The organism is Sphaerochaeta sp. UBA5836 (genome assembly GCF_002432845.1).
Classification (GTDB): domain Bacteria; phylum Spirochaetota; class Spirochaetia; order Sphaerochaetales; family Sphaerochaetaceae; genus Sphaerochaeta.
The window spans coordinates 21,006-27,643 of record NZ_DJGW01000094.1 but is presented as its reverse complement, the minus strand read 5'-3'; the positions used below and the strand labels follow the sequence as shown (position 1 = coordinate 27,643).

The following is a 6,638-nucleotide window of genomic DNA, read 5'->3' as shown; positions in this document are numbered from 1 at the left end:
CTACAGAAAGGCAAGTCTATTGGTTGCAATCTTGGCAAACTCAGAGGTCGGGAATTGATCGGCGAGCTGCTGGAACGTTGCTTTGGCAAGTTCTAGGTTGCCTTTCTTTTCCTGAAGTCTTGCCTGTCCGAACAAGGCTTTCGGAGCCTCGGCGGCTGACAATCCGAATTCATCAATGACCTTGGTATAGTATTCAAGAGCCAACGAGTCATTGCCAAGCTCTTCCGCACTTACTGCAGCGTTGGTCAGCGCAAGCGAAGCAAGGTAGTTCTTACCTGCATTCGAGTACGTAGCAATAAAGCTGTCAAGAGCCTTCTGATACTCCTCTTTCTCAAAAGCTATCATACCCAGGAGGTATTGAGCCTTGAGGCTGGGGTATTTGTTTCCCTTTGCAGCCAAGTCGTTCAAGCCGGCTACGAGTTCATCATATTTGGCCTGATACCCTTCATCCTCGGTTCCCAGTGCCTGCAGCTCGGAATAGGCGGTCTCCAGCAAATCAATCGAGTTGAACTGCGCTTGCAGGTTCTTGTTGTTGACTGAAGTAACGATGCCAAGCGTAATCAGACCGATAACTACAACTGCCAAGACAATAATGGCTGCCTTCTTGTTACGGGCCAAAAAGCTATTCAATGATCCTTCGATTCTTTCATTCAAGGTTATTTCAGCAGAATCCTTCTTCTTATTACTCATGCTACATCTCCGTTATCAAGGGTATAAAACACAGGCGGCTGTGTGCCGCCTAGTATGGTGGAACACAACCTTAGTTGTCTTCCCTATCCTCATCCTTGTAACGCATCATGTCTGCAAGGGAGAAAGTATCGCTGTCATCATCCTCATGGATGTATTTTGCAATTTCCGACTGCTGGGAACGCTTTACCAGCTCCTTGATGGAGAGAGACAGCTTCTGGGTGGTCGGATTGCATTCAACAACCATGGCGGTGATGGGATCGCCAACCTTGAACTTCTTGAGGACCTCATCGGTATACTCTTCATCAGGTCCGACCAGGTTGTACTTGCTGATCAGGCCTTCTATGTCACCCAGGACCTTCACAAATACGCCAAAGTCAGTCACATTGGTGATGACACCGCTGATGGTGCTGAACTTCGGATAGTCGTGGCGTAGGGTCTGCCAAGGATTGCCTTCAAGCTGTTTCACGCCAAGGCGGATCCGGCGGTTGTCGGGCTCGACACGGATGACCACAACGTCGATCACATCACCTTCTGCGCAGAAGGAAGACATATTCTTGACCTTCTTGGTCCAGGAAATGTCATCGATGTGCAGAAAGCCGTCGATGCCTTCCTCGAGGTTGACGAAAGCGCCGCTATTGGTGATTTTCACAACCGGCTTGGAAAGTGTCATGCCGACAGGATAACGCTCCACAATGGTATCCCAGGGATTTTCCTCAAGCTGTTTGAGGCCCAAAGAGACACGCTTCTTGTCCAAGTCATACCCGAGAATCTTTGCCTCGACGACATCACCGACATCCAGGACTTCCTTGGGGTTGTTGACCCGCTTGGTCCAGGACAGCTCGGAGATATGGGCAAGACCCTCGATGCCGGGCTCGATCTCGATGAATGCACCGAAGGTGGTGATTTTGGTCACCGGTGCCTTGATGGTGTCACCGACATTGTACTTCTGTTCAAAGGTGGTCCAGGGATCTTCCTGCATGTGCTTCAGCGACAGGTTGATCTTCTGGGTTTCGGGATCGATGTTGATAAGCCTGAGCTGTACAACCTGTCCCTTCTTCACGAAATCCTTCGGACGGGTGACATGGCCCCAGCTCATGTCATTGATATGCAACAGTCCATCAAAACCGCCAAGGTCAATGAAGGCACCGAAGGAGGTAAAGGATTTGACCACACCTTCGACAACGTCACCGATCTGAACGGTGGAGAAGAACTTCTCTTTATTTTCCTTGATTTTCTGGTCAAGGTACTCACGTCTGTTCACCACGCTCTTGAGCTTGGTGCCGCCGTGGAACTTATCGATGATGAAGTAATCAGTTACTCCGATCAAAGTCTCCGGTTCCTCGACACGAACTACGTCAGCCTTGGAGAGGGGGCAGAACCCCTTGTACTCGCCTCCGAGATCGATCTCGAAGCCACCCTTGATCACTTTCTCAAATTTGCCCAAAACGGGAGATCTGCTTTCAGCAGCAGCCTTCAGCTCATCAGTGCGTTCCTTGAAATCGGCACGCTTCTTGGAAACGACGATCTGACCGCCCTTCCCTTCCTTATTGATGATGACGACTTTCACTTCTTCACCAACTTCAGGAATAGATGCGAACTCATCACGAGAGATGCGACCCTCGCTCTTGTAACCGACATCCACGAATACATACTCGTTGTTTACCTGGACAACAGTACCGGCCACGAGTTGACCGTCTTCGATTCCATCAAGAGATTTAAGATACTCCTCCTGCAGCATATCCTGCATTTTGGTCTTCTTTTCATCCATTTCTTGTTCTTCAGCCACTTGATTTCTCCTGATCCTAAATTTACCTATTTACTTCGCTTTAAGCGTAAAAATAGCAGATAACACTTTCTCACAAACTTGCACCATAGTCAAGTGCGAGGTATCGATATAGAGGGCTCCATCGGCCACTTGCAAAGCCCCTACAGGCTTGGTCCTGTCGATATGGTCGCGCTCCTGTATCTCTTTGAGCACCGTCTCATAGTCCGGCCCGTCGGGATGCTGCTTGAACCTGCGCTCGGCCCGTACCTCCGGTTTTGCATCGAAATAACACTTAAGATCGGCATCGGGGAAGACAACCGTAGCGACATCCCTGCCCTCAACCACGACATCCATATCCTTTGAAATTCTTCTCAGCTGCTCGTTCACATGCTCGCGCAGTGGAGGATACGCAGAAATCTTGGCAACAAAGCGATCGACCTCACTGGTATGGAGCTTGTCCTCGATATCCTCACCTTCCACGCAGATACGGCCACCATCGACTGCGAGGACATGCTGTCTGGCGGTCTCAAGCACCGAGGGAAAATCCATGGGGTCTTTGCCCTCTTGGATATGCAGGAAGGTATAGGCACGATAGAAGGAGCCTGAATTCAGATAATAGAAGTTGCAGGACTGAGCAATCATTTTTGCAATGGTGCTCTTGCCCACCCCGGCCGGTCCGTCGATTGCAACTACCATGAGACTTTCCTCTTCTTCACCGGCTCAGTCTCACCTTTGAGCATAGCCTCGATTTCCGAAGGGTACACCGGGCGGTACTGACCGGGCTGCATGTCTCCAAGTTCGATGCACCCGATTCTTGTACGTACGAGCTGTTTCACATCGTATCCGAAGTAACTGAAAATCTTCCGAATTTCACGATTCTTGCCTTCGGTGAGGATGATCTTCACCCACTTCTTGGAAAGAATCTCAAAACGCTTGATACGATACGGCTGGGGGATATCGATGTAGACACCTTTCAAAGCTTCCTCAAGGTCTTCCCTTCTTACCTCGGTGGAACAGCTGACCAGGTACTCCTTCTCAATCTCGCGGGAAGGATGCATCACCTTCTGGGCTACATCACCGTCATTGGTGAAGAGAATCAAGCCGGTGGACTCCTTGTCGAGCCTGCCGATATGGAACAGCAGATTCTTGTCGGCGATGTCGATCAGGTCGCGGGCGTAAAGCTTCTCATTGGGGTCGTAGTTCGTGCAGACATACCCTCGTGGTTTATACAGGGCGTAGTAGTAGGTCCTGTCTGCAGGCTCGATGAGTTGGTCATCGACCATGACAACGTCTTCCTCATTGACCTTGGTACCAAGCTCGGTCACCCGTTTGGTATTGATCGTCACTCTTCCGGCGGTGATCAGGGTTTCGCAAAACCTCCGTGAACCGCAACCGCTCTTTGCCATATAGGCCTGCAGGCGAATCGGATATTCCAATTTCATTCTGTCTCAATCTCCTGTGTCGTCTCCGTTTCAAACCGCAAACGGTCAATATCCGAAAGCTTGGGTAGAGCACTTATACTGCTCAAGTTGAATTCGAAGAGGAATTTTCTTGACGTTCCATACAAACAAGGATGGCCGGGAACGTCCTTTCGGCCAACCACTTTGATATACTCCCGCTCCCTGAGCAACCTGATGATGGTGTCGCTGGCTACACCGCGGATATTGTCGATCTCCCTGCGGGTGATCGGTTGGCTGTAGGCAACTATGGAGAGCGTTTCCAGAGCAGCACGGGATAGGCGCCTGTCGACACGTTTGCCGTAACAGGAACGCAACTTGTCGTGCAAATCGGAAGAAGGGAGAAAGTGATAGGAACCTTGGCTTTCAACAAGATCAAGCCCATGGAGAAAGAGTGCGTAATGCTCCTTGATTTCTGCAAGGGCAGCCGTGGCTGTCTCTGCAGTGAAGGATGTCATTTTCATCAGCTTTTCCAAGCTCACCGGCTCATTCTCCAAGAAGAGAATTACTTCCAACAAACGGGCCTCTGTACTCAAGAGGGGGCCTTGACCCGGCATCACATCGCCGGTTTGCCTCTTCTTATCCACCACCAACGCTCCTATTCATCATCGTCGAGGAAGATTTGCTCAACCTCACTCTCATCATCATACAGAAAAACCCGACCAGCGTCAGTAGTTGCACGATCAGATTCTGCATCTTGCATAGAATCTTCTGCTAAAAATTCCTGCTCTTCCTCTTCTGTTATCGGATTATCGGGAAACTCCTGGAGCTCAAGGTCGTCATCGTCATCATAAAACTGGTTGAAATCAAGAGCGAAAGCCTCGTCACGGCGACGGATCAAGATCGGTCCATAGGGTTCTGTCTGCACCAAGGTGATCATACGAAGCTTGCAAGCATCCAGAATCGCCATGAAGGAACAGATGATGTGCAAGGGTGAATCGAGATGGATGATAAGATCCTCTATACTGATATATTCCTTGGTTTCAAACAACTCCTGCATCAGGGCAATCTTCTCGTTGACGGTAACGGATTCATACACATTGAACACCTTGTTCGGTGTAATGGTTGTCATCAACCGGGAGAAAGTTGCAAGCAAATCCTGCAGCGTAACATCACAAAACAACTCCTCATCCCCAAAAGGCAACCTGAACTGCGAGCTCTTGCGACTGATGAAAAGTTCCCCTGAGCCGGATGTATTGGTCAACAGTTCCGTATATTTCCTAAATTTCTGGTACTCCAGCAAGCGCTCGACCAACTCCTGCCTTGGATCCTCGTACTCCTCATCAAACTCCAAATCAACAGGGAGCAACATCCTGCTCTTGATATACAGAAGGTCGGCAGCCATTTTGTAGAATTGGGTCAAATCGGAGAGTTCGGTGATCTCTTCCTGTCTCAGGTACGCAAGAAACTGGTCGGTTATCGCACTGATGGGAATGTCATAAATGTTGATTTCGCTCTTTTGAATCAAAAAAAGAAGGAGGTCCAGGGGACCGTCAAAAATGGGGGTATGAAAAGTTTTCCCACCCCCGGATTCAACGTATTGCTTATCTTGATTCATCACTGCCGTCACCCATGAAATGAGTATACCCAAGCAATGGCTTGTTGACAAGGAAGCGCTCGCTAGTCAAGTGAAGGCGGTGCTTTGGCCTCATCCTTTCCAGTTTTTGGTTCCCGTACTTTCTTGGGGAACATGAGAGCGCGCAGCTTGGCATCCAAATCCGCTACAATATCGGGATTGTCCTTGAGGAAATCCAGGGTCTTGTCCCTGCCCTGCCCGATCTTCTCACCGTTGTAGGAGTACCACGAACCGCTCTTCTCCAGCATCTCGTACTTGAGTGCGGCATCGAGCACGCTGGAAATGTAGCTAATCCCCTCGCCGAACATAAGATCGAGTTCAACCTTCTTGAAGGGAGGAGAAACCTTGTTCTTGACGACCTTGATGCGGATCCTGTTGCCGATTATTTCATCGGCTCCCTTGCTCAGGGATTCTATCTTGCGGACCTCGATACGTACCGAAGCATAAAACTTCAAGGCATTGCCACCGGTGGTTGTCTCGGGATTTCCGAACATGACACCGATCTTCATACGGATCTGATTGATGAAAATGATGGTGGTATTGCTCTTGGAAAGCAGACCGGTCAACTTTCTGAGCGCCTGGCTCATCAGACGAGCCTGCAATCCCATGTGGCTGTCGCCCATATCCCCGTCGATTTCCGCCTGGGGGGTCAACGCCGCCACCGAGTCCACTACTATGACATCCACCGCTCCACTGCGGACCAGTGACTCGGCAATCTCAAGGGCTTGCTCACCGCTGTCCGGCTGGCTTATCCACAATTCGTCAATGTTCACCCCCAGCTTCTTTGCATAACTGGGATCCATTGCGTGTTCGGCATCGATGAATGCAGCGATGCCTCCGGCTTTTTGGCTCTCGGCAATCGCATGCAAAGCCAACGTTGTCTTGCCGCTGCTTTCAGGACCATAGATTTCAATGACCCTGCCTTTTGGATACCCACCAATACCGAGCGCCTCATCAAGCAACAATGAGCCTGAGGGGATGTAACCGATGTCCAAGGACTCCTCGCTGTCACCCAACTTCATCAAGGAACCCTTGCCGAACTGCTTGTCGATCTGGATTCTTGCGGCTTCCAGTGCCTCTCGTTTTTGGTTGAGGTCGGTAGGAAACGTCGATTCTTTATTTTTTGCCATAGTATGCTCCTCAGGCTTTC

General features: G+C 50.0%; 7 protein-coding genes. All 7 read right to left on the bottom strand.

The features are described from left to right. Positions 1-690, bottom strand: coding sequence for a tetratricopeptide repeat protein (locus B3F49_RS08810; protein WP_293910495.1), 690 nt, complete (start codon positions 688-690; stop codon positions 1-3). Positions 691-760: 70 nt separating this feature from the next. Then, positions 761-2,476: a S1 RNA-binding domain-containing protein gene (locus tag B3F49_RS08805; RefSeq protein ID WP_293893834.1), complete on the bottom strand. Its 1,716-nt coding sequence runs from the start codon at positions 2,474-2,476 to the stop codon at positions 761-763. 30 nt (positions 2,477-2,506) lie between these two features. Beyond that, positions 2,507-3,151, bottom strand: coding sequence for a (d)CMP kinase (cmk, locus tag B3F49_RS08800; protein ID WP_293910493.1), 645 nt, complete (start codon positions 3,149-3,151; stop codon positions 2,507-2,509). Then, on the bottom strand, positions 3,145-3,897 hold the full coding sequence (locus B3F49_RS08795) for a pseudouridine synthase (protein ID WP_293910491.1): 753 nt from the start codon (positions 3,895-3,897) through the stop codon (positions 3,145-3,147). Before B3F49_RS08795 ends, cmk begins: the two co-directional genes overlap by 7 nt. Continuing rightward, positions 3,894-4,499 carry an SMC-Scp complex subunit ScpB gene (gene scpB / locus B3F49_RS08790; RefSeq protein ID WP_293893827.1) on the bottom strand — a complete coding sequence of 202 codons (606 nt, stop codon included), beginning with the start codon at positions 4,497-4,499 and terminating at the stop codon, positions 3,894-3,896. Before scpB ends, B3F49_RS08795 begins: the two co-directional genes overlap by 4 nt. Positions 4,500-4,510: 11 nt before the next feature. Further along, a complete protein-coding gene (locus B3F49_RS08785) occupies positions 4,511-5,470 on the bottom strand; it encodes a segregation and condensation protein A (RefSeq protein ID WP_293910489.1) in 960 nt (319 codons plus the stop codon). Positions 5,471-5,532: 62 nt separating this feature from the next. Continuing rightward, complete coding sequence (recA, locus tag B3F49_RS08780) at positions 5,533-6,618, bottom strand: recombinase RecA (RefSeq protein ID WP_293910487.1); 1,086 nt, start codon at positions 6,616-6,618, stop codon at positions 5,533-5,535. Positions 6,619-6,638: the final 20 nt, after the last annotated feature.